19 protein-coding genes and 3 pseudogenes are annotated in these 23299 nt (G+C 68.5%); 13 read left to right on the top strand and 9 right to left on the bottom strand.

Going from position 1 to position 23299, the window contains the following annotated elements; genetic code table 11:
• Positions 1 to 51: 51 nt before the first annotated feature.
• Positions 52 to 724 (bottom strand): annotated as a pseudogene (locus CP970_RS01880) (transposase); the annotation flags it as partial.
• A 956-nt stretch (positions 725 to 1680) separates the two neighbouring features.
• Complete coding sequence (locus CP970_RS01870; RefSeq protein ID WP_055546414.1) at positions 1681 to 2865, bottom strand: IS110 family RNA-guided transposase; 1185 nt, start codon at positions 2863 to 2865, stop codon at positions 1681 to 1683.
• A gap of 261 nt (positions 2866 to 3126) precedes the next feature.
• Here CP970_RS01870 and istB (CP970_RS01865) point away from each other — a divergent pair.
• From istB (CP970_RS01865) to istB (CP970_RS01850), 8 genes and pseudogenes are all read left to right on the top strand, one after another.
• Positions 3127 to 3741 (top strand): annotated as a pseudogene (gene istB, locus CP970_RS01865) (IS21-like element helper ATPase IstB); the annotation flags it as partial.
• A 137-nt stretch (positions 3742 to 3878) separates the two neighbouring features.
• A complete protein-coding gene (locus CP970_RS01860; RefSeq protein ID WP_079043419.1) occupies positions 3879 to 4208 on the top strand; it encodes a hypothetical protein in 330 nt (109 codons plus the stop codon).
• A gap of 282 nt (positions 4209 to 4490) precedes the next feature.
• Positions 4491 to 4613, top strand: a complete 123-nt coding sequence (locus CP970_RS45890) for a transposase family protein (RefSeq protein WP_398654429.1) — start codon at positions 4491 to 4493, stop codon at positions 4611 to 4613.
• 95 nt (positions 4614 to 4708) lie between these two features.
• A complete protein-coding gene (locus CP970_RS46170) occupies positions 4709 to 4921 on the top strand; it encodes a hypothetical protein (protein ID WP_450260496.1) in 213 nt (70 codons plus the stop codon).
• Positions 4897 to 5220 carry a hypothetical protein gene (locus CP970_RS46165; RefSeq protein ID WP_450260494.1) on the top strand — a complete coding sequence of 108 codons (324 nt, stop codon included), beginning with the start codon at positions 4897 to 4899 and terminating at the stop codon, positions 5218 to 5220. The genes CP970_RS46170 and CP970_RS46165 overlap by 25 nt, the downstream gene beginning before the upstream one ends.
• On the top strand, positions 5198 to 5734 hold the full coding sequence (locus tag CP970_RS46160; RefSeq protein WP_450260492.1) for a Mu transposase domain-containing protein: 537 nt from the start codon (positions 5198 to 5200) through the stop codon (positions 5732 to 5734). The genes CP970_RS46165 and CP970_RS46160 overlap by 23 nt, the downstream gene beginning before the upstream one ends.
• Positions 5735 to 5767: 33 nt before the next feature.
• Positions 5768 to 6094: a hypothetical protein gene (locus tag CP970_RS46155; protein ID WP_450260490.1), complete on the top strand. Its 327-nt coding sequence runs from the start codon at positions 5768 to 5770 to the stop codon at positions 6092 to 6094.
• A pseudogene (gene istB / locus CP970_RS01850) lies at positions 6091 to 6860 on the top strand (IS21-like element helper ATPase IstB). The gene CP970_RS46155 and the pseudogene istB (CP970_RS01850) overlap by 4 nt, the downstream one beginning before the upstream one ends.
• Before the next feature lie 15 nt (positions 6861 to 6875).
• Here the strand turns inward: istB (CP970_RS01850) and CP970_RS01845 are convergent.
• On the bottom strand, positions 6876 to 7262 hold the full coding sequence (locus tag CP970_RS01845; RefSeq protein ID WP_224058151.1) for a hypothetical protein: 387 nt from the start codon (positions 7260 to 7262) through the stop codon (positions 6876 to 6878).
• Between the two features lie 301 nt (positions 7263 to 7563).
• Between CP970_RS01845 and CP970_RS01840 the strand changes: the two genes are divergently transcribed.
• Positions 7564 to 8238, top strand: coding sequence for a transposase (locus tag CP970_RS01840; RefSeq protein ID WP_150492871.1), 675 nt, complete (start codon positions 7564 to 7566; stop codon positions 8236 to 8238).
• A gap of 85 nt (positions 8239 to 8323) precedes the next feature.
• Here CP970_RS01840 and CP970_RS01835 read toward each other — a convergent pair whose 3' ends face one another.
• From CP970_RS01835 to CP970_RS01805, 6 genes are all read right to left on the bottom strand, one after another.
• Positions 8324 to 9544 carry an aminotransferase class I/II-fold pyridoxal phosphate-dependent enzyme gene (locus tag CP970_RS01835; protein ID WP_055546428.1) on the bottom strand — a complete coding sequence of 407 codons (1221 nt, stop codon included), beginning with the start codon at positions 9542 to 9544 and terminating at the stop codon, positions 8324 to 8326.
• A 92-nt stretch (positions 9545 to 9636) separates the two neighbouring features.
• The gene (locus CP970_RS01830; RefSeq protein WP_055546430.1) at positions 9637 to 10902 is read right to left on the bottom strand and encodes an FAD-dependent oxidoreductase; all 1266 of its coding nucleotides are present in this window, start codon (positions 10900 to 10902) and stop codon (positions 9637 to 9639) included.
• A 44-nt stretch (positions 10903 to 10946) separates the two neighbouring features.
• The gene (locus CP970_RS01825) at positions 10947 to 14054 is read right to left on the bottom strand and encodes an amino acid adenylation domain-containing SDR family oxidoreductase (protein ID WP_055546432.1); all 3108 of its coding nucleotides are present in this window, start codon (positions 14052 to 14054) and stop codon (positions 10947 to 10949) included.
• A gap of 19 nt (positions 14055 to 14073) precedes the next feature.
• The gene (locus tag CP970_RS01820) at positions 14074 to 14790 is read right to left on the bottom strand and encodes a hypothetical protein (RefSeq protein ID WP_150492868.1); all 717 of its coding nucleotides are present in this window, start codon (positions 14788 to 14790) and stop codon (positions 14074 to 14076) included.
• Between the two features lie 1331 nt (positions 14791 to 16121).
• Positions 16122 to 16388 (bottom strand): hypothetical protein, encoded by a 267-nt coding sequence (locus CP970_RS01810; protein ID WP_055546436.1) that lies wholly within the window; start codon positions 16386 to 16388, stop codon positions 16122 to 16124.
• A 50-nt stretch (positions 16389 to 16438) separates the two neighbouring features.
• Positions 16439 to 16684: a hypothetical protein gene (locus CP970_RS01805; RefSeq protein ID WP_150492866.1), complete on the bottom strand. Its 246-nt coding sequence runs from the start codon at positions 16682 to 16684 to the stop codon at positions 16439 to 16441.
• Between the two features lie 306 nt (positions 16685 to 16990).
• On the opposite strand from CP970_RS01805, the gene CP970_RS01800 reads away from it, so the two are divergent.
• The 4 genes from CP970_RS01800 to CP970_RS01785 are packed head-to-tail and all read left to right on the top strand — an operon-like array spanning position 16991 to position 23109.
• Entirely contained in the window at positions 16991 to 18007 is a 1017-nt protein-coding gene (locus CP970_RS01800) for a SagB family peptide dehydrogenase (RefSeq protein WP_224058149.1), read from the top strand.
• A 28-nt stretch (positions 18008 to 18035) separates the two neighbouring features.
• Positions 18036 to 19274: an aspartate aminotransferase family protein gene (locus CP970_RS01795; protein WP_206188637.1), complete on the top strand. Its 1239-nt coding sequence runs from the start codon at positions 18036 to 18038 to the stop codon at positions 19272 to 19274.
• Positions 19271 to 22381, top strand: coding sequence for an amino acid adenylation domain-containing protein (locus CP970_RS01790; protein ID WP_055546445.1), 3111 nt, complete (start codon positions 19271 to 19273; stop codon positions 22379 to 22381). Before CP970_RS01795 ends, CP970_RS01790 begins: the two co-directional genes overlap by 4 nt.
• Positions 22378 to 23109: a thioesterase II family protein gene (locus CP970_RS01785; protein ID WP_079043423.1), complete on the top strand. Its 732-nt coding sequence runs from the start codon at positions 22378 to 22380 to the stop codon at positions 23107 to 23109. The genes CP970_RS01790 and CP970_RS01785 overlap by 4 nt, the downstream gene beginning before the upstream one ends.
• Positions 23110 to 23299 lie beyond the last annotated feature (190 nt).

The following is a 23299-nucleotide window of genomic DNA, read 5'->3' as shown; positions in this document are numbered from 1 at the left end:
CAGGCTGACCGTTGGCGACCTGGCGCCGCGTCACCTGCCCCGACGTCATATGGAGTACGGCTTGTCGCCTGCCACCGCGTCGGGCCGGGTGCGGGGCCGGCCGACGCGCAGCCGGATGCGGACCTTCCTCAGGACGGGGACGAACTGTGGGCTGTCGGCAGCCTGCCCGGCGGTCAGGATGATCGACAGCGGACGGCGCTTGCGGTCGGAGGCGAGGTGGACCTTGCAGGTCAGTCCGCATCTGGACCGGCCGAACAGGGCCTGCTTCAGGCGGGCTTCGTGTCTGCGCCGGAGGTGTCGCCGCTCTTGTCGGGCGGGGTCGCCTCCGGCGCTCTGCCCGTTCTGTCCCTCGCCGGTGCCCCCTTTCGCCGGGGCCGCTCCTGTTCCCTGACGGCCTTCTCCAGGGCCCCCACGATCTTGGGTTCGACATGCATTCCGGCGGCGTCGTGGTGGGCGCGGGCGGTCGTGGAGTCCACGCTGACCAGCGGCAGGTCCGTTTCCCCCTGCCGGGCGGCCTCGGCGATCAGGCCATCCAGCGGCGCGGTGAAGACCCCGGCGTCCCGCCAGAGCCGGAACCGGCCGTAGACGGTGGGCCAGGGCCCGAACTCCGCGGGCGTCTCACGCCATTGGGCACCGGACCGAAAACGCCAGATCACACCCTCGAACTGGTCCCGCAGCCGCACCGAGTAGGGCCGTACTCGCCCACCGGTAAGTACGGCTCTATGAGCTTCCACTAGTCATCGCTGAGCTGTCGCCGCGTCACGCCGACGTTCTACCGCGAACCGCCCCGAGGCGGCAGCGGAGCCCCGATATCGATCACGACCTCACACAGTCCCCAATGGTGCGGAGGATCCCCGGTTTGGCTAGCCGGGGATGGTCTGCCTGGTGTACGGCCCGCGAGCTGCTGCGCCAGTCGTACTACTGCTAAGGGTTCTCCACCGTGGCGGTCATCCACTCTCTGATCGCGGTGGAGATCGTGCTGCGCGACCGCATCCCGGACGTGGGGAAGAAGCCGCCGCACCAGTGATGGCGACGATCAGAACCGCCCTGGAGTAGGCAGGGCGTCATCCGCTATGGGTGACGCGCTCCACCCTTCACTGGCACAGCTGGCGACGTGTGTCGCGCATGGCCGAGGTGATCCGTCACCTCGTCACCGCCGGAGTCGGGGACTCAACGCGCGCTGTACGGAAGTTGTAGTGGTCGTCCGTGTACGGCACAGGTTTGCGGGGGGCCTATGTAGTTCGTCAAGGTGGCGGGTTAGCTTGCTGGTGATGTCAGCTGGGGAAGGGGATGTGGTGGGGGCGTCGGGCGAAGGGCCGAAGGCGCGGGCCGTCGAGTAGTGGCGGAACGTCTATGACCTGCTGGATGCCGTTCGGCAGCGGCCGAACGCATGGGTGCGTAGCGGCTCGTTGCAGGAACTGGCGGTGATGATGTTCGGGTACCACCTCGCGCTTCAGGTCCACGGTGTTGATGAGGCGTTCGAGTTCCACCGTGGAAGTGGAGGGTTTGCCTCCTGGCTAAGCAGGACCCGTGGATGGTCGATGGCGACCGGGTGGGACGCTGCGGTCATGGAGGATTTGCCTGGCGAACCTCCGCTTGACGCCTTCTTCCGGCTCGTGGACGAGTACCGAGAGTTCGCAGGTCAGCCGAGTTCGTGAAGTCTCTCGGCATGGTGTCTGTTCATGCTGATCGCGCGGGTTGGGGTTCGTAGAGGGTTCCGTCACGGAGCATCGCGAACAGGACGTCGGCCCGCCGCCGGGCGAGGCAGAGCAGGGCCTGGGTGTGGTGCTTGCCCTGGGCGATCTTCTTGTCGTAGTAGATCCGCGATGCCGGGTCGCCCAGGGCCGCGAACGCGGAGAGGAAGAAGGCCCGTTTGAGCTGCTTGTTTCCTCTCCGGGAGGGCTGTACGCCTCGGATCGACGACCCTGAACTTCGGGTTGCTGGGGCGATTCCGGCGTAGGCGGCGAGGTGGCTGGCGGTCGGGAAGGTGCTGCCGTCGCCGACCTCGATCAGGATCCTGGCTCCGGTCCTGACGCCGATGCCCGGCATGGACGTCAGGACCTTCGAAAGAGGGTGAGCCCCCAGCAGTTCCTCGATCCTCGTGGCCAGCAGTTTGCGCTGGTCAAGCACGGCCGTCAGCGAGCCGGCCAGGCTTGGGACGATGAGCGCTGCCGCGTCGGTCCCCGGAACGGTGACGGTCTGCTCGTCCAGAGCGGTGAAGATGTCCTCGACCAGCCGCTCGGCCATCCTGGGGGCCTTCGGCCGTAACAGCGTGACCAGCCGTCGTCGTCCGGCCTTGCGGATCTGGGCCGGGGATCCGAACCGCTCCAGCAAGGTCAGGACGGCCGGGTGCTGCAACCGCGGCCCCAGCACCCGCTCCAGCGACGGATGGATCTGGGTCAGCAGGCCGTGGAGCCGGTTCGCGACCCTGGTCGCTTCGTCGGCCAGGTCGTCGTCGAACCCGACGATCGTCTCGTCCTTGCCGTCGATCGCCCGCAGAGTGTGAGGCATCGCGCGGGCCGCGTCCGCGATGATGAACGCGTCCTTCGCGTCCGTCTTCGCCTCGCCGGGGTAGAGGTCGGCGATCCGCCGCATCGTCAGGCCGGGCAGGTAGGCGACCGGGCAGCCCATGTCTCGGGCGACCGCCAGAGGCAGGGCACCGATCGAGGCCGGCTGATCGACCACGACCAGCACCGTTCCGTGCTTGGCCTGCAGCTTGGCGAACAGCTCGCGGAGCTTGGGCTCGGTGCTGGGCAGCCGCTTGTCGAATGCCTTCTTCCCGGCCGGTGTGACGGCGGTGGCGTGGTGTTCGCCCTTGCCGACGTCCAGGCCGAGGAAGACGTCGATGTCGCCGGTGTCGATCACGTGCAGGCCCCTCCATCACGCCTTCATCCGGCCTTGCCTGGGCACCGAGCTGCCACATCCACGTTACGGAGAGCTCTCCCAGCTCGGATGAAGCCGGCGCTCAAGCCCCTCATCAGCGGTCCGTCGACGCCTCCGGACCCGGTGACACCACCCCCCCGGATCATCAACAACAGGAGGGGGAAGTCATGCCGGACCCGAAGGCCAGAGGCTCCATTGCGGAGCCAGGAAGAAGGTAACGGGGGGAGGATCTGGAAGACGGGTCAGTGCGACGACCGGGCCCGACGCCGGTCCGAACGCCGCGTCAAGGCCGCCGCGTTCCCCCGGCAGAAATTAATCCGGGACTTCGACTTTGACTCCAACCCCAACGTCGACCCCGCCACCATCCACACCCTGACCAAGTGCGAGTGGGTCAAGAAGGGACTCCCGCTCTGCCTGATCGGTGACTCCGGCACCGGCAGGTCCCACCTGCTGATCGCCCTCGGTACCGAGGCCGCCATCGCCGGATTCCGCGTGAAGTACGTGCTGGCCACCAAGCTCGTCAACGAGCTGGTCGCGGCCGCGGACGAGAAGCAGCTGACCAAGACCATCGCCCGCTACGGGCGCGTCGATCTTTTGTGCATCGACGAGCTCGGATACATGGAACTCGACCGGCACGGCGCCGAGCTGCTGTTCCAGGTGCTGACCGAACGCGAGGAGAAGAACAGCCTTGCCATCGCCTCCAACGAGAGCTTCGGGGGCTGGACCAAGACCTTCACCGATCCTCGACTTTGCGCGGCCATCGTCGACCGGCTCACCTTCGGCGGGAACATCATCGAGACCGGCACCGACTCCTACCGCCTCCAGCAGACCCGGGCCCGCAACGAGAGCACCGGATGACTTTCGGATCACAGCATTCCCTCAGGCAGACGCGGGCTGATGGCGACCTGAAGGTTCACCAGCCTTCACCAGCAGGCGGGAGAAAAGGTGGGCCGGTACTCTCGCCACCACCAGGCGATCACAGGGGCGGGAGAACCATGATCAGACGTTGGTACACAGCACTCGGCATCAACCTGCTCCTCGGCATCCCCGCCATCGTGCCCATGCTGATGCTCTGGTTTCTGCTGTCGAACTGGCCACTCGCCGACATCGGGCTGACGACAAGAATTCCGACCAACGAACAAGACGCCAGCCCAACTGCGGCACTCCTCTTCTTCGGCCCCATGATCGCTGCGAGCGCCGTCCTCTGGTGGATCGCCAACCGACCCCTCGTCCGCCGAACACAACTCACAAGACCCCGCTACTGGCTCCTGTCCTTCGCCAGCACACTCATCCCGACCGCCGTCGCCATCACTGTCTGGCTCTGAAGCGGCGATCCGCTGTCGAAGCTCACCAACATTCTCCAGCATGTCGATCGCCAACTGCTGCCCAAACTGGGCGACATGCGCTGCCAGCAGTCGGATCAGGCAAGATTTCCGTGAGGATGATCACCGGGGTTTCGCCTTCCTGACGTAGCGTCATCTGGGAGCGTGGTGTCGTGTGATGAGCTCGTCGGTGTGCTGTTCCCGTACCTCAGTCCGGTGCGGGTGGAGCAGGTGTCCCTCGTAGGCGGGAGGGTCCATGTCGTGGCCAGAACCCGGGATCACAGCATGCCCTGTCCGGACTGTGCGGCCGAGTCCCGCAGGGTGCACAGCACTTACGAACGTCGCCTGGCCGACGGCCCTATCGGGGGCCAGACCACTGTCGGCGCACACGTGAACGTGCCCAGCTAGGTACGGATGAATGTGCTCAGTTGTTGATGTGCTGAGGCCGGTGGGTCGGCAATCTGCTGCTGTCTGTTTTTGGGGTGTCAGAGGGGCGGCTGACGGTGGTCCTGGATCAGTATCGATGGTTGGAGCTTCGCCGCTTTCGCGGTCTGGTCGAGTCCGGGGCGATGAGCCTGTCGGAGATCGCGAAGGAGACCGGACTCAACCGCCGCACGCTGCGCAAGTACCTGGCGGCACAGGCTCCGGTGGCTCCGCCGCGGCGGGCGCCCAATGGCAGCCTCGCAGGCGCGTGGTGGATGAGGTCGCGCCGCTGATCGACGCCATGTTGCGAGCCGAGATCCTGATCAAGGGAGCGGTAATCCACGAGCGGTTGGTGACGGAGTACGGCTTCGCCGGCAACTACCAGCGAGTGAAGCTCTATCTGCAGGAAGCAAGGCCCCGTATCGCGGCCGAGCTCGGCATTGCACCTGACGAACTGGCTGGACTGAACCGCCGGTTCGAGGTGGGCCCAGGGGCCCAGGCCCAGGTGGACTGGGGTGATGAGGGAAAGGTCCTCGCCCACATGGGAATCCCGAAGGTCTATTCGTTCCATGACCTTGTCCTACTCGCGTGATCCGTTCTGCTGCTTCACCACCAGCCAGGATTTGGCGACGTTCTTCGACTGCCACCGCCAGGCATTTGCAGACTTCGGTGGCATTCCGATGGCGATCGTCTATGAGCGGACCAAGACCGTGGTCCGCAGGCATGTCGCCCTCGGAGCGGCTGTTCCCCTGCATCCTGTAGACATCGATGTGCTAGCCGCCTATCGGCCGACGGGAAAGGGCCGGGTCGAACGGCAGGTCGACATCGTCCGCGACCACGTGCTGGCGGGGCGGGCCTTCTCCTCCCTCGAGGAGATGGACGCCGCGTTCATGGCCTGGGTTCCCGACCGCCGGTCGCGCACTCACCGCACCCATGGCGAAGTCATCGGCAACCGGGCAGTCCGCGATCACGTGGCTCTGCGACCTCTTCCACCGGCACCCTATGTGGTCACGCAACGGCACCTGCGACACGTCGGCAAGGACTGCCTGGTCGCTTTCGAAGCGAACCTCTACTCGGTGCCGGCCCGCAAGGTCCGCGCCCGCTAACTCGTCGAGATCCGGGCAACAAAGTCCCAGGTCATGCTCCACTCCACCGTTCCGGACGCCAACGGCGAGACCCTGCTAGCCGTCCACGCAAGGGCTGTTGGCCGCGGCGCCCGAATCGTGGACGAAAGGCACTGGGACGGTCTCCCCAAGGGGGACAACCGCCGGGTCACCACCGCTGACATCCCGCTCCAGCCTCGCCACGAGGAGCCGCTCGGCGAGGAGGCCGGGCCGCTCAAGGCCCTGCTCAACCGGGCTACCGCCGCCCGCATCAAGGTCGGCACCCGCCCGTTGTCGGTCTATGACGAGCTGACCGGCACCCGTCCCTTCACCACCCATTCGACGCCGAAGGAAGTCCGTTGAGTCAGCTGGTCACCGCCCGCATCCGCAGCACGGCCGCCAAGCTCGGCCTGCCCCACCTGGCCGAGAGCCTGAATCAGTACGCCGAGCGGGCCGAGGAGGGCAAGCTCGGCTATCTCGACCTCCTCGACTGGTGCTGGCCGAGGAACTCGCCGTTCGCGACGACCGCCGCTTCCGCCAAGGGCTGAGGCTCTCCAAGCTGCCGCACCACAAGACGCTGGACGACTACGACTTCTCCTTCTAGCCCGAACTCGACCCACGCAAGGTCAAAGACCTGGCCACCCTCTCGTTCGTCGAGGCCACAGCCAACGCAGCCCTGCTGGGGCCACCCGGAGTGGGCAAGACGCATATCGCCGTCGCCCTGGCGGTCGCGGCCTGCCGAGCCGGGTTCTCGATCTACTTCACCACCCTCGACGACATGGTCCGACACCTCAAAGCGGCAGAAGACGCAGGCCGGTTGACCAGCAAGCTACGGTCCTACCTGCGGCCAAGCGTTCTCGTCGTCGACGAGGTTGGCTACCAGCCCCTCGAACGAGCCGAAGCCAACCTCGTCTTCCAAGTCATTTCCAAGCGTTACGAAAAGGGGTCGATCATCCTGACCTCGAACAAGACCTTCAGCGAATGGGGACAAGTCTTCGGCGACGAAGTCCTGGCCACCGCAATCCTGGACCGGCTCCTGCATTACTGCGACGTCGTCTCGATCAACGGCCCCAGCTACCGTCTGAAGAACCGACTCGCCGCCATCGAACGCGACACGAACGTCGCCTGACCCACAGATACCCGGTTATCGGATGACGTCGATCTCCGGCAGGGGCAGGTTCCATTCACCAAGCTCCGCGACGAGGACTTGGCGGGCCAACTGACGGGCCTGGGCCCATCCTGCGTCGGTGGGTAAGGCAGTCCTTGCCCACCGACCAGCGCTTTCTGCACCACTCATCCCGCTGAAGACCAGATCAATTTCACGCAGACCGGGCAGAGCACCCTGGCTGACTTGACCCTCTTCGACCAGCCTCTCGGCCATCCGGAATGCGTGATCGAAGTCCAAGGCGATCTCGTCCGTCACCACACGATGTTTCTCCAGCCAGGACACCTGGACAGAAGCATCAGCTGCCAGCACCGTCAGCGACTCGATCAGCAGACGTCGTCGAAACGACGGACCAGGACTCTCCATCCAGCGATCGTCGCACGGAGCTCCGCGAGTGAGCACTCCAATAGCGATCCAACTGAGCACGTTTATCGGAACTTACCTGAGCACCTTGCTCAGTACGCCGACAGCCGGTGCTGATCCGGCTCACAGTCCGCCGTATGTACTGCGAAAACCCGCGGTGCCGGCGTCGTACCTTCGTCGAACAGGTCGATGGCCTGACGGTCCGCTACGGCAGACGGACCCCGTCTGGTGCCGGGTACTGGAGGCGGCGGCGGTCGCCCTGGCCGGGCGGGCCGGGGCCCGTTTCACAGTGGTCCTGCACAGCATGGTCAGCCGCACGACGCTCCTGCGGCTGCTGATGGCCCTGCCCGACCCGCCCTGGACGGCGCCGCGAGTCCTGGGCGTGGACGACTTCGCGACCCGCCGCGGCCAGCACTACGGCACGGTGCTCATCAACTACGAGACCGGCCAGCCGCTTGACCTGCTGCCCGGCCGGGACGCCGAGACCCTGGCCGCGTGGCTGCGCGAGCACCCCGGCCTTGAGATCATCTGCCGGGACCGGGCTGGCGTCTACGCCGACGGCGCCCGCACCGGGGCACCCCAGGCCGTCCAGGTCGCCGACCCCTTCCACCTCTGGCAGAACTTCGCCACCGCGGTGGAACGCCGCGTGCGCCGACACAACGTCTGCTTGAAGCCACCCGACGCCGACGAGAACAGCATCGTGCACATCTCCTTCACCGACGAGCAGGACCCGACGAAGGAGATGTCGCCCATCGAGACCCGTCTCAGCGAACGCCACAGAGTCGTCCACACGTTCCTTGACCAGGGACACGGCATCCGCGAGATCGCCCGGGAACTGCACATGGGTGCCGTCCGCCGGGCCGCCCGCGCCGAGAGCCCCGAACAGCTGCTGACCGGACGCCACCAGCCCCGCCGCACCCAGCTCGACCCCTGCAAGCCAGGGCGTTGCTGTCCGAGGAGATGGCAGGGCAGCCGATGAGTGTTCACCCTGTTCAGGGAGGCACGACAGGGCAGATCGCGGCATGCTGCCACGACGGCTGGAGCGCGTGGTGTGCCGGAGATACCTACGTCTGCGAGCGGGGTGTGGCTGTGCCGGTGTCGAAGTGGTGGGCGATCCGTGTCATGGCCTTGTTGATCGTGGCCGGGTCGGCCAGGGCGGAGAGTCTGATGTGGTCGCCGCTCGTGAGGTGGAAGTCGCTTCCAGGGGCGATGAGTACGCCTTGGTCGCGTAGCAGGCTGTCGGCCAGTGTGCTGTCGTGTGGTGAGGCCGTGGCGGTAGAGATGCGCGGGAAGAGGTAGAAGGCGCCTTGGGGACGTGTGCAGGTGAGTGCGGGGATGTGGGAGAGCGTCTCCCATGCTGTGTTCAGGCGTTCTCGGAGTGGGCCGGCCGGGCCGGTGAGGCTGTCCTGGGTTTGGTGGATGTGCTCGAGAGCGGGCGGGATGGCGTGTTGGGCGGGCACGTTCGGGCACAAGCGCAGGCTGGCGAGCTGAGTGATGGCTTCGGTGTAGGCGTGGGTTGCGGCGCGGGGGCCGGAGACGGCCATCCATGCCGACCGGAACCCGGGGATGCAGCAGATCTTGGACAGTCCGCTGAAGGTGACGCAGGGGACATCGGGGGCGAGGGTCGCCAGGACGGTGTGCTGGGCGTCGTAGGTGATGTGGGCGTAGATCTCGTCGGCCATGAGCAGGAGTTCACGGCTGCGGGCGATGTCGGCCAGGGTGCGGAGCGTGGCGGGGTTCCAGACGGCGCCGGTGGGGTTGTGAGGGGTATTGGTGACCAGTGCCACGGTACGGGCGGTGATCTGGTCACTCAGATGGTCGCGGTCGGGCTGCCAGCCGTTGTGCTCGTCGCAGCGGTAGTACACGGGGACCCCACCGGCGAGCTGGACGGAGGCGGCCCACAAGGGGTAGCCGGGTGAGGGCAGGAGGACTTCGTCGCCGGGGTTGAGGAATGCCTGGAGGGCGAGGGGGACGAGTTCGGAGACGCCGTTGCCCAGGTGGATGTCCGAGGGGTGCAGGGCGAGGCCGTGGCGGTGGTAGTAGGCGGCGATGGCCTCGCGGGCGGCAGTGAGGCCCTGGGCGGCGGTGTAGGCACGGGAGTGTTCCAGTGCGTGCTTGACGGCGTCCAGGACGTGTGGGGGTGCGGGCAGGCCGTGGGCGGCGGGGTCGCCCAGGTGCAGGCGGATGATGGGGCGGCCTTGTTGTTCGAGGGTGTCGGCGAGTTGGGGCAGGGGACCGCGCAGGCCGTAGGAGAGGTCGGACAGGCGGGCAGCGGGTTTGATCATTGGAGGTCCATCAGGGGGAGGGGGCCTGCCCGGCGGGAGGGTTCCCCGTCGCCGGGCCGCCGGGCAGGCGTGACAGAGGTGCGGGTCGGAGGTTACGAAGTGGTGAGGGACTGGAGGCGGCGGCTGCGGGGGGCGAGGTTTTGGACGGTGTCGAGGGCGGAGCGGACGGCTCCTTGCTGGCTGTCGGCGTCGTGCAGGTAGCTTCCGGCGCAGTGGATGCCGTGGTGCCCCTGATGGGCGGTGAGTTGGACGGCGGCGCGGAGGCCGGGGACGGTGGGCAGGAGTTGCTGGAAGTGGGCCGTGGCGATGATGTCGTCAGGCGGGGTGCGGTGGGTGATCCAGCTCTTGAAGAGGTCGGTGCCGAGGTCTGGGCCGAACCAGCTGGTCGTCTCGGCCCAGTGGCCGTCACTGGTGGTGTTCGCGCTGGACCAGTGGGCGCGGTCGGCGGGCATGTGCCGGGGATCGCGGTGCAGGGCCACGGTGGTCGGGACGTAGGTGAACTCGCTGAGGTGGGCCGCGGTGCCGGCGAGCCGGGGGCACTGCTGTAGGAGCCGGGCCGCCCGGGGGGCGGGTAGGGCCAGGATCACGCTGTCGTAGGGGAGTTCCTGCCCGTCCGCGCTGTGCACGGTGGGCCCGTCGGCGTTCAGGGAGATGTGCCGGGCCGGGGTGCGACAGCGGACGGGGTTCTTGAGTGCGGCGGCGAGCCGGTCGGTGACCGCGCCGAGCCCCGAGGTGAGGGTGTGCCAGATCGGGGCCGCGTCCGCGTGCTCGGGTGGGGTGCGGGTGGCCCAGGCGGCAGCGGCCCGCGCGGGCATCCGGGCGGCCTGTTCCAGGGTGCAGCCGACGAAGGAGGCGCACCAGGCCAGGACGGCGTGCCGGTACAGGTCGTCGGCCAGGCCGAGGGGGCCGGCGAGATCGGCGACGGTGGCGGTGTCCGGTCCGTTGTCGGCTTCGAGTTGGGCGGCCCGGGCCAGGAAGGCGCCGAGCGCTTCCCACGCCGGGCCGGTGAGCGGCTTGCGTCCGGATGTGGCGTCGCCGGGTGTGTGGGGGGTGACCAGGAGCGGTTCGTCCTGCCCGGTGTGCAGCAGGGTCGTGGTCAACGGGACGCGGGTGCGGCCGTCGGCGGTGATGCCCAGGGCACGGCACAGGGCGCTGTGGTCGGGATAGGCGGTGGGGGAGAGGAACTGGGCGCCCACGTCGATGTGGACGGTTCCGTGTTCGGGTGTGGGGACCGGGACGGTGTGGATGTTGCCGCCGGGCCGGTCGGCGGCTTCGTACACGGTGATGTCGTGGTCTTCGTCCAAGAGCCAGGCTGCCGTCAGGCCGGCGATGCCTGCCCCGATGACTGCGATACGCATGGGGGTGCGTTCCTTTCGCTTCGCTCGGACCGATCCGGGTGTGGTCACCGCGGCGGGGGCTGGAGGAAGCCGGAGTCGGTGAAGTAGTCGAGGTAGGGGTCGAGCATCGCGGAGTCGACTGGCGGGCAGGTCAGGCCGGAGCCGTCGATGGCGGCCTCGAAGGTGGTGCGGGTGAAGGCGGGGAAGGTGCCGGCGAAGTACATCTCCTTGACGGAGATGTCGGAGTGATGGGCCGGTTCGATGAACATCGGCATGAACGGGGCCATCGGCTGGCTGGGTTCCCTGGCGGTGAGGTCGGCCATGAAGGCGACCCACTCCTCGTACGGCACGGTGCGCACCGGGTAGCCGCGGGCGCGCAGCCGCTCGGTGAGCAGGGACAGGCGGCCGTCGTGCGGGTTGGTGATGTGGTGCACCTGTCCGCGGGCGGGCCGGCGGGCCAGGATGTGGGTGATGGCCTGCGCGGTGTAGTCGACGGGCACGAAGTCCAGGGGGAGTTCGATGTCGGGCGCCAGACCGGTCTCGGCGATGCTGCGGAACAGCGCGCACATCATGGTGTCGGTGTTCCAGATGCCGCCCTGCTGGGTGCCGGTGATCTCGTAGGGGCGGTGCACGGCGGCGGCGAGGCCCTGCTGTGCGGCCTGGGCGACGAGACGTTCGGCGACCCACTTGGTCTCCGGATAGCCCAGCGAGATCCGCTCGGCGAAGCGCAGCGGGGTGTCCTCATCGACCCGGCGCACGCCGGCGACGCCGAACCCGGCGATGACGGCGATGCTGGAGACGTAGTGGAACGCCTTGGCCGGGCCGATGCGGGCGAGGTCGAGCATGGTGCGGGTGCCGCCCACGTTGATGGCTTCCAGCGCGGCGTACGGGTAGGCGAAGTTCACGCGGGATCCGGCGTGCAGCAGCGTGTCGCTGTCCTCGCCCAGGGCGTGGAACGCAGCCGGGGTGAGGCCGAAGCGCGGGGCGCCCAGGTCACCGGGCACGACGGTGACATGCTCGCCGAGGTCCTGGAGGTCGAGCCCGTAGCGGCGCATCCGGGCCGCGAGGCGCTGCCTGCCCTCGGCTTCGCTGCGGGCCCGCACCAGGCAGGACACCTGTGCGGCCCCGTGGTCGCGGATCAGGGAGTCCAGCAGGTAGGTGCCCAGGAAACCGGTGGCGCCGCTGAGGACCACGCGCCGCCCCGTGGGCGGCAGGTGGGCGGCGGTGGGAAAGACCAGGTCCGGATCGAGGCGGGAGGCGGCCTCGAAGTCCACCGTCTGCTCCTGCGTGTCCTGAGCGGTGGCGGTGGCCAGCTCCTCGATGCGGGCGGCGAAGGTCTTGACGGTGGGGTTGTCCAGCAGGGTGCGAATCAGGTAGCGGCTGTGTTCCGGGGCCAGGTCGAAGCGGGCCCGGCAGCGCGCGGCCAGCCGGGTGGCCTGCAGCGAGTGGCCGCCCAGGGCGAAGAAGTCCCTCTCGCGCCCGATGTTCGCATCGATGCCCAGGATCTCGGCCCACACCTCGGCGACCGCCTTCTCCACCGGAGTCACGGCCTCCTGCTCGCCGGTAGGGGCCGCCGTGTCGTGTCGGCCGGCCTCCTGGGCCAGCAGGCCGCGGTCGATCTTGCCGGACCGATTCAGCGGCATCCGCTCCCGCACCAGGATCGGCTGGGGCACCATGAACACCGGCAGCCGGTCACGCAGGTACTCCCGCAGCCGCCAGCCCAGTTCGGCCGCGTCCGCGCCCGGTTGCGGGGTCACCCAGGCCAGCAGCCGGTCACGCTCCCCGCCCTGCGGTGTGATCACCGCAGCCTCGCGCACCTGTTCATGGGCGCTGAGATGCACCTCGATCTCGTCCAGTTCGATGCGGTAGCCACGCACCTTGACCTGCCGGTCCCGCCGCCCCAGGAACTCCAGCACCCCGTCGGGACGCCAGCGGGCCAGGTCCCCCGTCTTGTACAGGGTCCCGGAGTCATCGCGGCCCAGGTGGTCGGGCACGAAGCGGCGGGTGGTGAGCTCCTCGTCCTCCAGGTAGCCGAGCGCCACCCCGTCGCCACCGACCCACAGCTCGCCGGTCTGCCCCGGAGCGGCAAGGGCACCGTCCTCACGCACCACGTAGGCCGTGGAGTTGGCCACGGGCGTGCCGATAGGCACCGTCTCCGCGTCGTCGGCCAGCTCGGTCATCACGTGCACGGTCGACAGCGAGGAGTTCTCGGTCGGGCCGTAGCCGTTGACCAGCACCCCGGGCCTGCCGTGGGCCAGGACCCGGCGCACCGCCTCCGGGGAGAGCGCGTCCCCGCCCGCGATCAGGCACCGCAGCCGGGCGAACATCTCCGGGCGGACCTTGGCCATCTGGTGGAACAGTCCCGCGCTGAGCCACATCACGCTCACGCCCTCGGCCCGCAGCACGTCTTCCAGGGCGTCGGCAGCCAGCAGGGTGTCCACCTCGGCCAGCACCAGGCGGGCCCCGTTCAGCAGGGCAGCGAACCACTCGAAGCACGAGACGTCGAAGGTCGGGTTGGTCGTGGCCAGCAGCACGTCCTGCGCCGACAGCCGCAGCCGCTCATCGCCGTGGCAGACCAGCCGCACCGGACCGCGGTGCGGCACCACTGCGCCTTTGGGTACGCCGGTGGAGCCGGACGTGAAGATCACATATGCCGGGTCGTCAGGGCCGACACGCACCTGGTCCGACGCCCCCGTGCGTACCGCCCGGTCAGAGATGTCCACCGTCTGGACGTGGTCCTCCACCAGCGGCCGGTGGGCGGCCCGGGTGATCACCTTGCGGACGTCGGCGTCCTGGAGCAGCCGCAGCAGGTGCTGCTGAGGGTAGTGGGGATCCAGGGGCAGGTATGCCGCCCCCGCACGCATCACCGCGAGTACCGCCGTCACGCACGCCACCGAGCGTTCCAGCAGCACCCCGACCACATCACCCGGCTCGACGCCGTCGGCGACCAGGCGGTCGGCCAACGCGGCCACCTGCTCCTGCAGTTCGCGGTAGGTCCTTTGATCCTCACCCTGGCGGATCGCCATCGCATCGGGGTGAACATCGGCCTGATGGGCGAAGCGTTCCGGCACGGTCGCCGTACGCGGGTAGCTGGTCGAGGTGTCGTTCCACCGGCGCACCTGGGCGCGGTGCTCGGCCGGATTCAGACGGAGGTCATTGGCTGCGGTAGCCATAGGCTTGCTCCTTGCGTAACTAGGTGTGGGCGACTTCTGCGCCCGGGGGTGAGAGGGGGGTGGGGTCATCGCGACGTGGAGGTGTCGGCAGGGCCGCGGCCCAGAAGCCGGCCAGAGTGGGTTCGACCTGGGACACGGCGTGCTCGATCACGGCCGGGTTCTCGCCGTGGGCCAGCCCGTAGGCGACGACCTCCCGCGCTCCGTCGACGAAACGTGGCGGTGCCGCACGGAAGAGGGCCACATACTCAAGGACCGGCGAGGGGAGCGCGGGCTCAACTCTGCCGAGGGCTTCACCCAACGCTTCGCAGGCGGCGCACCACAGCAGCAGATCGGCGCGCATCGCACAGGCCGCCTCGGCCGGCCCCGAACGCATCGCCAGCCATCCCATCAACGAATCGAACGCCCGCATCCCCTGCGGCGGCCGCTCAGCGCGCAGTTCCTGTTCCCCGTGCCCGAGGGCGCGTGCGCAGGCCAGCAACGGGGCCTCGCAGTCGAGCACCAGCCGGGCCAGGTCCAAGAAGTAGCCGGCCACGGGCTGGTGCGGGTGACGAGCGGCCAGCGCGGCGAATGCCGCCACCTCAGCGGTGTGGGCGTGAAATTCACCCACCGCCACGCGCGCCATTTCGGCCACGCCGGCTTCGCCCGAAGTCACCGCCGCCACCAGCCGGTTGGCACGCACATGCGCCTCGGTGTCAGGTGTCGTCTCCTCGAGCAACAGGTCCACATCCAACGTCATGCCAGCCTCCTGCGGCACGTCACGGTCAGCCCCGAGCTGGGGCGAGCAGCACATTTCCGCCGCCTTAAAGCGCGTTCCTCGCTCTCGTGAGTTCTCACGGGCGTGCAGAAGCGCCCTTGATGCGAACGGGTCACGCAAGTCGTGAAAGATGCATGACGCCTTACACCTGCCATGTGAGGCACGAAGTGCCGTAGACGATGCGCCCGCACACCGCGGGCTGGGCCTCGTGCGCCGGACGTGTCAGCTCGTGCCCCCTCATGTGCCACCTGGGGCAGTTCGCTCCGCGCTCGCTCGGTTTCGTTCCGGTGACCGGGGCAAGATGGCGCCCGACATGCTTGAGTGCTACTTGCAGGTCTCGCAGCAGGAGAGCCGGTCGGCGGGCCCGTAGAACGAGGACCGCACACACCTGGCGGGCCTGCTGGGCGAAGCACTTCCGTACGAGCTGCTGTGTGTGCCGCGGAACCGGATGTTCCACAGCCGTGGCCTGCGGTAGGCCGAGCAGGCTCAGAGCCCCGAGGACGACTCGCAGAGGCTGTTCACCGAGGCGTGCCTGCACGGGCTGAGCTTGACGCTGTCGGGGATCTTGAGGATCCCTGGCGGCGCAGCATGATCAACGGGCATGCTCGGCTCTGTTCAAGGACCGACGCAGTTGTCGAGGTGCGCGGTGTCCCTTCGTCCCCGTTCCGGTGAGCAAGTCCCGCCGCACCCGCCCGCAGAGTGGAATCGGGATCGGGGGAGTAGAGGTCGTCCTGCGGGCAAGCGGGGGTAGGCAGGGAAGGCGCACCCAGCGGCCCCCGTCGTACCCCTGCACCTCGCCGAACCGCGTGCCCGACGTCCAGTCCTCTCGCGCCTGTTCGATCTCCGCCTGCGTACGGCCGACGAAGTTCCACCACAAGTCTGACCGATGTGACATCGGTGCAGGTCAGCGGTGCTGTGTATCGAGGATGGTCAGCAGAACGCCAGCATCGTTCCTGGGACTTGGCCTTTCGCTCGTGTCTAGGGTGCCGCATGGGATGATGGGTCCGCTGTCCCGGATGCGGTGTCCGTGGCATGAGGCCCACCCGTCCGCGTACTGTGCCGCTGCCCTGAAAGGACAGCGGCACAGTGTTGCGGCTACAGACCCACGGGGGCCACGGGGGCCTCTACGCCTACGTAGTCGACGAGTTCGTGGCTGACACTGTCCTCTTTGAGGATGCGCTGATCGCTGATCTGCTGCGGCGCCCGCGGCGGAGGTGATTGCCGTCAGGCCCGTCAGCGCCAGCAGACAGGCGGTGCGTCCCACCAGCCGGGGCGCGCGGGGCAATGTGTGGCCCATGCGGAAGGCTCCTTCGTCAGCCGGCCTTGACCGAGGGCGGCGCGGATACCTTGAGGAACCCGATCAGGTCACTGTCGTGAGTGTCCTTCTTCCTGATGGTCTGTTTGCCGAGCTCATTCTCGTGACAATTCTGTCCGATTCCGTATGAGATGACGCTGGCCCCACAGTTGACGGACACGTTGTCGTTGTTGCGGTTCACGTCGGCGTGCGCCGGAGTGCACAAGGCGGCGCACGCGGCGCTCAGGGCCGCGGTGATGAATACGGAGCTGGTTGGGCGGTGCATGGGATTTCTCTCTGCTCGCTTTGGCCGGACCTTATTCGACTGCGGGCCCGTCAGGGGCCGGAGACGCCGATGGGGGCCAGCACGGTGCCGTAGTCGATGAGGTCGTGCGACGTGGCGTGCTCACGGTCGATGAGCTGGGTGAAGTGGTTGTCCTTCGTGCATGACGACTGTGCGGCGGCGGAGGCCAGAGGGCCGGCCGCACAGTTGATCTGGCCGTCGGACCGGTTGTCGTTGCTGTCCGCGTACGCGCCGCTGACGCCGGCGAGTCCCACCGCGATGCCAATGCCCGCAGCCACGGAAATGCGTTTGATTTCCATACGTGTCCTCCAGGTTGTCGAACCCTCTGCCCAACTCTCCTGCCTCTGGGTCGGTGCGCGGATTCACCTTTCGCGTTCCAGTGCGTCAATCCCCTGGAATCGGCCTGGCGGAAGCGGCAAGTCTATGAAGCGAATCGTGCTACTTTTGTTGAATTTGTTGCATGCCGGTTCTGTCGTAAATCCTTCGGGAATACGCTTGGAATGGGCCGATCTCACACGTACCGCAGGAACCCGGACGTGCTCGTGGACTGGGCTCCCGATGACCAGGACAGTCCGGGAGTAGGGTTGTTCGACGCTCGCACGGGCCGTGCTCTGTCGTGGCCCGTCCCGTCGTCCGACATCCCCGACTTGTTGCGGGCCCTGGCCCTCCAGGGCGTTCCACACCAGGGTTCCGGACAGGCCGAGATTCCGGGCAAGGTACTGGCCGCCGCGGTGAGCGCCGGGCTGATCGTGCCCTGCCCGCCGTGCGATCAGACCTTCCCGACGTCCTGCACCCCGCACCAGCAGGCCGCTCACCGCGAGGCCTGCATGGTGCCGCCGGATGCCGAATCCCTGCCCCGCCCACCGCCAGCCGCCCGGCTACGGCGTCCCGCATCCGGGACACGGACACCGCTGCCGGACCGTCCGGCACCGCCCAGCCGCCCTCTGTCGGCCGTCCTTGATGAGCGGCGCAGTCGGCGTGTCTTCGCCGAGCAGTCCGTTCCCCTGCCTTTGCTCGGCGCTCTGCTCGGCCGGGCGGCGCGGGTGCGGGGGTTCCTTCCGCCCCTGGACCTCCAGCAGACACAGCGGCCCGCGCCGTCCGGCGGCGGACGGCACAGCCTTGAGATCTACGTACTGGCCAGGGACGTAACAGGTCTCGCGCCCGGCGCCCACCACTATGACCCCTTTGACCACACCCTTGAGCGGCTCGCCCCGTGGGGCCAGGAGTTGAGCGAACTGATGGACCGATTGATCACCCGTCCCGGGCGGATGAGTCGGACACCGCCCGTCGCTCTCTATCTGGCCTCGTACACGGAACGTACGTCCTGGAAGTACGGCGGCATGACGCTCAGCCTCGTCTACCGCGACACCGGGTGTCTCCTGCAGACCTTGTGCCTGGTCGCCACCGATACAGGTCTGGCGGCATGCCCCATCGGGGCGATCGACGCTCCTGTTACCGCGTCCTTTCTCAACGACACCGACGGACAGGTGATGCACGTGGGCGGATTCGCGCTCGGACTGCCGTCCGATGTTCCGCCGCCCTCGGTCACTCCGCCGCACCTCGCGAAAGGAGCCGGCCGTCACCAGCCACCACCTCACTGACCGACACCGCGCCGCCCTGCCTCCATGGATGCCGCTGTCCTACACCGATGCCTTGGAGATCGTCTCCGGGCGCGGACGCACCGTGCGCGGCGGTGACGGACGCGACTACCTCGACTTCTACTCCGGCGTCGCCGCGAACATGCTCGGCTACGACGTCCCGCAGGTACGGGAGGCGATCGAGCGCCAGCTGCGCACCGGCGTCGTGCACACGTCCACCTTCTATCTCATCCGCTCCCAGATCGAGTTGGCCGAACGCATCGGGCGACTCTCCGCGATCGACGACCCCGTGGCGTTCTTCACCTGCTCCGGCACCGAGGCGGTGGAGACAGCCCTGCTCCTTGCCACCGAGTACCGGCGCAGTCGGCACGTCATCGCACTGCGCGACAGTTACCACGGCCGGTCGTTCGGTGCCCTCGCAGTCACTGGTGACCGGCGGTGGCAGGGCGCCGGGCTGACGCCCTTGAGCGTTGATCACGTGCCAGGAGGCCCCGTCCGGGCCGACGCGGGCGAAGACTGGGTCGCCTCGTGCACGCGACGGCTGACCCGTGTGCTCGACGACGCCGCTGGCCCGGTTGCCGCCCTGATCGCGGAACCTGTGCAGGGAGTGGCCGGTGCCGCGCCTCTCGCAGACGGCCAACTCGCCGCTTACGCCCGGGTGGTGCGCGAGCGGGGAGCGCTGCTGATCTGTGACGAGGTGCAGACTGGCTGGGGGCGCACCGGCCGCCTGTGGGGCTACCAGTGGGACGAAGACGTCCGCCCCGACCTTTTAGTCTTCGCCAAGGGAGTCGCCGGCGGCCTCCCTCTGGGAGGGGTTGTCGGCCGGCGCGACGTCATGTCGTGTCTGCCCATGCCGTCCGTCTCGACGTTCGGCGGCAACCCGCTGTCCACGGCCGCGGCCCTCGCCACGCTGGACCTGATCGAGGAACGTGACCTGACCACACGGGCCTTGCACACCGGAAGAGCCCTGCGCTCCCTGCTGACCGGCGGGCTGCACGGGCTCGCGAGCGTACGCCGGGTGCAGGGGCGCGGACTGCTGCTCGGAGTGGCCTTCCAGGATCCGGCCACCGCCGGCCCCTCGGCCGCGGTCGCCCGCGCCGTGCAGGAGAAGTGCCGGGAGAACGGCCTCTTGGTGGGACTCGGCGGGACCACCGGCCACTGCGTGCGCGTCATGCCGCCGCTGACCGTGACCGATGACGAAGTCCGCCAAGGCGCCGCACTGTTGGTTCAGGCTGCACGCGAGGTGGACCAGCACTGGAGGAATTCATGACCCGGCAAGCCGGACCAGCCTCATTCCCCCTCACCGATGTTCAGCACGCCTATCTCCTGGGCCGCCAGGACGGGCTGCCGCTCGGCGGCATCGGGTGCCACATGTCGTTCGAGTTCGACCAGACCGTGGCACTCGACCCAAGCCGGCTGGCCGTGGCCTACCAGCGGCTACAGGAACGGCACGTATCCCTACGCTCAGCCTTCGCGGATCCTGACCAGGCGACCCCCTGCGAACGGGTCCCCGGACAACTTGCCGTACGCGATCTCGCCTCAGCGACCCTCGACGCCGTGACATGCGAACTCGGCCTGGTGCGCGAACAGGTGGCCTCGCAGCGTCTGGACGTGGCACGAGGTCAGGTGACGGATCTGCGACTCACGCTCCTCCCCGGGGGCGGCTCGCGCCTGCACGTCGACATCGATCTTCTTGCCGCCGACCCGCCCGCCATCAGGGTTCTCCTCGACGAACTGGCCGCGCTCTACGAGGGAGAAACGCTGCCTGCGCCCGGTGACTTCGGGCGCTGCCGCAGTGCTCTGCAGGACACCGTGGCCGTCGGCGACACCGGGCCCTGCCCTCCGCTCGCCGCACCCCGGCTGCCGTACGCCATGGAGCCCGAGGATCTGGCAGGCCCCCCGCGCTTCACCCGCAGGGAAGTGGCCCTGCCGGCTCCGGCCTGGCGCAGCATCCAGGAGATGGCACGGATGACCGGCGTAAGGGCCGAGTCCGTGCTGTTCGCCGCCTTCGTCGCCACTCTGAAGCGCTTTGATGTCGCACCGGACACGGGCTTCGCGCTGAACTTGCCGGTGTTCGACAGGCCGCAGGACACCGGTGTACCGGCGACCTGCACCCTTGGAGACTTCAGCCGCCTGCTGGCCGTCGCGGTTCCGGCGCGGGAGCCGTGCAGCCTCAAGGATCTCGCCCTGTGGGCCGACCGCGCGCTGCAGGCCGACGCACCCACCGTCGCGGCCCTCCGGGAGGCGGCCCGCCGCCGTGGCGAGGCCGCGCCGCCACTCGGCGTCGTGTACACAGCCCTCGAACGGAGCTGGGCCTCCGCGCGATGCGAGGCTGTGATCGGCCCTCCGGTCTGGATGGTGTCCCACACCCCTCAGGTGTGGCTCGACTGTCTTGCCTATCCGTCCTCGGACGCCGCGGACAGCGGCATGGTGCTGGCATGGGACGCGGTCGACGACGTGTTCCGGCCCGGAGTGCTGGACGGCATGACCGAGTACTGCGGCGAGGTCCTGACCGCCTATGCCGGGCGCGACTGGGACGCCCCGCCCACCGACCGGCTGCCCGAGAAGCAGCACGAGGCACGCCGCCGTACCAACGACACCTGGGCCCCGCCGAGCGGGGCGCTACTGCACCAGCACTTCTTCGAGTCGGCGGCCCGCGAACCCCGACGCCTCTGCCTCCACCACGACGGCAACTCCCTCAGCCGTGGCGAACTCCGAGAGCGGGCCCTGAGGTTGGCGGGCGAACTGAAACGGCGAGGACTGCGTGCGCGTGAGCCGGTCGGCGTGTGCCTCACCTCGGGTGAGGCACAGGTCGTCTCCGTACTCGCGGTTCTGGCCGCGGGCGGCTGCTACGTCCCCGTCAGTCCGGAGCAACCCGCGCGGCGGCTGGAGCAAGTACTGCGGGTCTCCGGGGCGCGGTACTCGATCTGCGACGACGACGTGCCAGGCAGCGGAGACGGCCCGGCGCCCGTGGCCTGGCACATCGCCCTGGACACCTCCCGTGAGCCCCTGGCCCACCCCGTACACAGCGCACCGGACGATCCCGCCTACATCATCTTCACGTCGGGTTCCACCGGCACGCCCAAAGGCGTGGAGGTGAGCCATCGGTCTGCCGTCAACACCCTGGAGGATCTCAACCGGCGTTGGGACGTGGGCCCGATGGACGGCTGTCTGTCGGTTTCCGCCCTGGATTTCGACCTCTCCGTCTACGAGATCTTCGGGCTGCTGATGGCCGGCGGTCATGTGGTCATGCCGAACACCGACGAACGACGCGATCCCGAGGCATGGCTCCGTCTCATCCTCGCCCACCGTGTCACCGTCTGGGACTCCGTACCCGTTCTACTCGACATGCTGCTCACGGCCGGCGAACTGGGCACCCCGCCCGACAGCCTCCGGCTCGTTCTCACCGGAGGCGACTGGATCGGGACGGACCTGCCCGGGCGGCTGCGCCGCCTGGCCCCCGAGTGCCGCTTCGTCGCCTGCGGGGGCGCCACGGAAGGCGCGGTGTATTCCAACTTCTTCGAGGTGGAGGAGACCGACCCCACCTGGACGTCCATTCCGTACGGCACCCCGTTGCGTAACCAGAGCTATCGCGCAGTCGACCGCCGCGGCCGCGACTGTCCCGACTGGGTGCCCGGCGAGCTGTGGATCGGCGGGACCGGAGTGGCGCTCGGATACCGAGGCGACCCGCAGCGCACCGCCGAACGGTTCGTCGAGTACGACGGACAGCGCTGGTACCGCACCGGGGACCTGGGCCGCTACCGGTCCGACGGAACCCTGGAGTTCCTCGGCCGCGCCGACCATCAGATCAAGCTCAACGGGTACCGCATCGAACTCGGCGAGATCGAGAACGTGTTGGGCACGCACCACGATGTCGACAAGGCCGCCGCCGTGCTGGCCGGAGAAGGGCCGCGGCGACGCATTGTGGTGTTCCTGCTGCCGCGCGAGGACAGCATGGACATGGAAGACGTCCGTGCCCACGCCGGCCGCTGGTTGCCCGCCTACGCCCGGCCTGCCGACTACCTGCTGCTGCCCGAGCTTCCTCGCAACGCCAACGGGAAGATCGACCGCAAACAGCTGATCGCGTGGGCGGCACCGCAGCAGGAGGCCGTACCGCAGGAGCCTCCTCTGCCCGGGACAGAAGAGGCCCTGTGTCAGGAATGGACCCGGCTGCTGGGCAGTTCCCCGCGCTCGCGGCATGACAGCTTCTTCGGTCTGGGAGCTGACAGTCTGCTTACGATGCGGCTGTCGCTGGCGGTGAAGGACCGCTTCGGGGTACGCGTCCCGCTGCGACGTCTGCAGGCCGCCGCCACCCTGGCCGCCATGGCACGCGCGATCGACGACGCACCGGACGCCGTCCCCCAGGATGCCTCGTGACAGCGGCGCCCCCAGGCCCCGCACATCGATGGCTGCGGCCTCTGAACCCCCCTACAGCAGGCATACGGCTCGTCTGCTTCCCCCACGCAGGGGGCAGTGCCAGTGTCTACCGGCGCTGGCTGCCGCACCTGCCCGACGGCTACGAACTCTGGGCGGTGCAGTACCCCGGGCGCGAAGACCGGGTGAGCGAGCCCGCGCCCCCCGATCTGGGCTCCCTCTCACGGCATGTGGCTTTCGCGCTGCAGTGGGCGGCCGACCGGCCCTACGCGCTCGTCGGGCACAGCATGGGTGCCGTCGTCGCCTACGAAACCTGTCACCGCCTCGCCCGTCTCGGCCTGCCTGCTCCCCGCTATCTCGTCGTCTCCGGCAGTCCCTCACCGGGCCAGGCTGCTGCGGCCTGCCACGCCGAGGCGGGCAAGCCCCCGCAGTGGCTCGACGCCCAGGAGTCGGCCGGAGCCGAGTCCGTTGAACTCGCGACCCAGGCCCTTGAGAGCGATCTTGCCCTCCTCGCAGCATACGACCCATCGGACCGGCCCCGGCTTGCTCTGCCCCTGACCGTGCTGCGCGGTGCCGACGACCCCGGACTGCCTCCCGCGGCCGCAGACGCCTGGCACAGCGTCACCACCGCACCGGCCCGTACGGTGCCGCTGCGTGGGGACCACTTCACCTGCTTCACCGATCCCGGCGACACCGTGCGGGCCGCAGTGGCAGCGGTCGAGGGACGCTGAGGTCTCGTATCGGGGCCTGACCGCGGCTCGCTCACAGGCGTCGGATTCAGCCCAGTGCGGAGGGCGGACGACGGACGAAGGCATGTCCAAGGCCCACTTGGATCCCGTCCTTCGACGCTCATGGACGGCTCAGCGGCGGGCGGGCTGTATCCGGTTCGGGGACAGGGCTGGTTACGCGGAGCGGGGTGGC

Origin of the sequence: Streptomyces kanamyceticus, from assembly GCF_008704495.1 — a bacterium.
GTDB classification, from domain to species: Bacteria; Actinomycetota; Actinomycetes; order Streptomycetales; family Streptomycetaceae; genus Streptomyces; species Streptomyces kanamyceticus.
The sequence above is the reverse complement of the archived record's forward strand: the minus strand, read 5'-3'. Positions and strand labels throughout refer to the sequence as shown.

What these genes read in the sequence shown, in the direction of transcription:
- CP970_RS01860 (WP_079043419.1), top strand. Translation starts at nt 3,879, where the DNA reads ATGATCAGACGTTGGTACACAGCACTCGGCATCAACCTGCTCCTCGGC.
- CP970_RS45890 (WP_398654429.1), top strand. Translation starts at nt 4,491, where the DNA reads ATGCCCTGTCCGGACTGTGCGGCCGAGTCCCGCAGGGTGCACAGCACT.
- CP970_RS46160 (WP_450260492.1), top strand. Translation starts at nt 5,198, where the DNA reads ATGACCTTGTCCTACTCGCGTGATCCGTTCTGCTGCTTCACCACCAGC.
- CP970_RS46155 (WP_450260490.1), top strand. Translation starts at nt 5,768, where the DNA reads ATGCTCCACTCCACCGTTCCGGACGCCAACGGCGAGACCCTGCTAGCC.
- CP970_RS01845 (WP_224058151.1), bottom strand. Translation starts at nt 7,262, where the DNA reads ATGGAGAGTCCTGGTCCGTCGTTTCGACGACGTCTGCTGATCGAGTCG.
- CP970_RS01840 (WP_150492871.1), top strand. Translation starts at nt 7,564, where the DNA reads ATGGTCAGCCGCACGACGCTCCTGCGGCTGCTGATGGCCCTGCCCGAC.
- CP970_RS01835 (WP_055546428.1), bottom strand. Translation starts at nt 9,544, where the DNA reads ATGATCAAACCCGCTGCCCGCCTGTCCGACCTCTCCTACGGCCTGCGC.
- CP970_RS01830 (WP_055546430.1), bottom strand. Translation starts at nt 10,902, where the DNA reads ATGCGTATCGCAGTCATCGGGGCAGGCATCGCCGGCCTGACGGCAGCC.
- CP970_RS01825 (WP_055546432.1), bottom strand. Translation starts at nt 14,054, where the DNA reads ATGGCTACCGCAGCCAATGACCTCCGTCTGAATCCGGCCGAGCACCGC.
- CP970_RS01820 (WP_150492868.1), bottom strand. Translation starts at nt 14,790, where the DNA reads ATGACGTTGGATGTGGACCTGTTGCTCGAGGAGACGACACCTGACACC.
- CP970_RS01810 (WP_055546436.1), bottom strand. Translation starts at nt 16,388, where the DNA reads ATGCACCGCCCAACCAGCTCCGTATTCATCACCGCGGCCCTGAGCGCC.
- CP970_RS01795 (WP_206188637.1), top strand. Translation starts at nt 18,036, where the DNA reads ATGCCGCTGTCCTACACCGATGCCTTGGAGATCGTCTCCGGGCGCGGA.
- CP970_RS01790 (WP_055546445.1), top strand. Translation starts at nt 19,271, where the DNA reads ATGACCCGGCAAGCCGGACCAGCCTCATTCCCCCTCACCGATGTTCAG.